Here is a 2,875-nt window from a genome sequence, read left to right on the forward strand (position 1 = left end):
ACGGCATCTTCGAATGGTGCACCAGGCCTGAAAGCCTCATTGAATGCAGCCAGCATTTCATCTTGTCCCTTCTTGTCTGCGTTGTTGTAATATTCCGCCATCTTCTCAGCACCACCATGAGCCTTGATATAGTCAAGGGTCTTGCTCATGGCATGAATGTCCACACGTTCAACAAGCCTCTCTATCTCGTTCTTGATACCAGGATAGACCTGTTCCAGAATGTCGTTGATGCCCTGAAGTTTCTTCGGATCTATGGATTTGAGAATTTTGAAAAGTTTCTGGAGAGTCATCAACTTACGAATAAAGCCCATCATAACTACTTTTCCTTCAGTTCGTTTTCAATATCCTCGATGGATGGGAGAGAACTCTTGAAATTCTCAGGGAATGCCTTTAAAAGCTCATATTCCGAGATACCCAAGGGCTGGTTATAGCCTTCAAGTGCATAACGTGCCATCACCTCATCCTTGTTCTTGCAAATCAACAGACCTATGGTAGGATTGTCTCCTTCTCCCTTTAGGACGTGGTTGGCACAGGATACATAACCACTGAGCTGTCCGAGGAAAGAGGGCTCAAAGGGCTGTGTCTTGATTTCGCAAATGATGTAGGAATGGATTTTGGTATTATAGAAGAGTATATCGCAAAACAACTCCGTTTCACCGACTACCATTCTATACTCTCTGCCCATATAAGCAAAGCCATTGCCCATTTCCAGAAGAAGCTTTTGGATGTTATTTACCAACGCATCCTTCAATTCTGTCTCATCGTACTTCTCTTTGAGTTGAGTAAAATCAAAACAATAAGGGTCTTTGGTAAGTTGCTGTGCTAAGTCGCTTTGAGGCTTCGGCAACGTAGTCGTGAAGTTGGTAAGGCTCTTACCTTGCCGCTCGTAGAGGTCTGTATCAAGGAAGTTAAGCAGAACATTGCGGCTCCAATTGTTCTCTAATGTTTTGATGACGTAGAAGTATGATTTATGTGCATCGTATTTCTTGTCCAGGATATATCGTATGTGCCCCCAGGGAATACTACAAATAGTGTCAAGTGCATTTTGCGCCACAAGTTGTGGCGTAATGTCTCTTTCATTTTGCGCCACAACTTGTGGCGTATTTTCTAAGAGGGGCATAAAAGTGTTATACATCTGCCTCATATATTGCAGATTTCGGACTGATAAGCCTGACACCCCTGGCAAAGCATCCTTTAGGTCGGCACTGAGGGTGACAAATATTTTATCGCCCCATTTGGCAACGACATCTTTTGCCACTATATCCTTGCCCAATGACCAGTAAAACTTCAACATTTCACTGTTCACTTTCACTGCTGCCTTAACCTGGCTTTGGCGAAAACGCTGGTTGAGGGACTTCACCCACTCGGCATATTCCTTATTTACATGTATCAGTTTGCTCATGTCTGTATTATTTTAGTGCAAAATTACTGCTTTTCTATTAAAACGAGTCAACAAGCCCGACATTTTACGTTGGCGTTGTCACTTAATTGACTTGGATAAAGCATCAAGAATTTCTTTCTGCTCTGCCTCGCTTAGCCCTTGAAGCTGTTCCAATAACACAGCACTACTGCTTTTTCCTCCGTTTTCATCGAGCAGATAGGCATTGTACTCTAGCATTCTTTTCAGTGGGTAAGCTCCGATATATTTAGAGGTAATATCCCCACTGCTGCTATGCCCCATACTGTCGCATATATATTTATAAGGTACGTTGTCTGAGTTGTTCAGATTTGTAGCAAAAGAGTGACGTGCCCATGTGGATGTCGGTCTTTCCTGCATTCCGAGGATTTCCGATACTATAGCCATGTGTTCACGGATGTATCGGTTATAGCGTTGTATGACCCAGATTTCTTGGTCGGCAGTAATGGACTTGCTCATAATCGGGAAGACTCTCTCACCCAGCATCGGCTCGTTGCCATATTTGTCGATTATCTTTTTCAGTTCATCCGTAACAGGGAATATGACCTCACTTGCACTTGCATTTCTTTCTTGCGTCTTATGACGGAAGAACCTCAGTTGCTTGCCATGTGTGGCAAAGTACCAGTCATCATAGGTTAAGCGCAGAGTGTCAGCCAGATTCTGCCCGTCACCAAGATACATAAACAGGAACAAACCCAAATCACGGAAAATAGCGTGCTTCTCTTTGGGAAAGAACAGTTCCTTCCCGTTTTCGTCTTTTGCCTCGTCTCTTTCCCAAAATTCATAAAGCATACGCATGGTTGGGACTTCCAGATAATCGGCTTTCCTGCTCCCCGACTTATTATACCCCGTGTCCTTAAACATCTCCTTGGTATTACCTTTTATCAGTTTACGACTTATGCAGACATTCACGATGGCGCGGAATGTGCGAAGGGAAATACCAATAGTCGTAAGACTTAGTTTCTTCTCCTTCATAATCTTAACCCATTTGTCAACAAACGATTTGTTGATGTCAGCAAATTGTACATTAGAACCCATGTGTCTTTCAAAACGTCTGCGCACATCTTTATTACATCTGGCTGTTCCTGCACTTTCTTTTTCCCTCTTGTTGTCGATGATAGAATCCCAGACGGAATAGATGGTACAATCGTTGTCTGCCTTTCCCTGATGGAGTTCTTGAATACGCCGCAAAGAGAAACTATCTTCTGCAATCAGTTGGTTGACCTGGTTCTCTACTTTCTGCATCAGGTTCTTCAGATCCTTGCGTTCAGCAGCTTTCTTATTCCTGCCTTGCTTTTCGCATTCGCAGAGTTCAAGCCATTCCCCCATCGTATATTTCTTCCCGATGCGCAGATAGACAGTCTTTCCGTCATAAGCTACCCTTACAGCTACTGGCAGTTCCTGAGTGTCATCATCAGTGGCTCGCCGGGTATCAAGAGCCAGCGTTCCATATACATT

3 protein-coding genes are annotated in these 2,875 nt (G+C 43.7%); all 3 read right to left on the bottom strand.

Going from position 1 to position 2,875, the window contains the following annotated elements:
- On the bottom strand, positions 1–314 hold a 314-nt coding region (locus ACJMM9_RS00735), incomplete at its 3' end, for a hypothetical protein (protein WP_405322945.1).
- Between the two features lie 2 nt (positions 315–316).
- Positions 317–1,402, bottom strand: coding sequence for a YhcG family protein (locus ACJMM9_RS00740; protein ID WP_405322947.1), 1,086 nt, complete (start codon positions 1,400–1,402; stop codon positions 317–319).
- Positions 1,403–1,480: 78 nt separating this feature from the next.
- Positions 1,481–2,875 (bottom strand): tyrosine-type recombinase/integrase (locus ACJMM9_RS00745; protein WP_405322949.1); only part of this gene is annotated, 1,395 nt, incomplete at its 5' end.

Source organism: Fibrobacter sp. (genome assembly GCF_045112255.1).
Taxonomy (GTDB): domain Bacteria; phylum Fibrobacterota; class Fibrobacteria; order Fibrobacterales; family Fibrobacteraceae; genus Fibrobacter.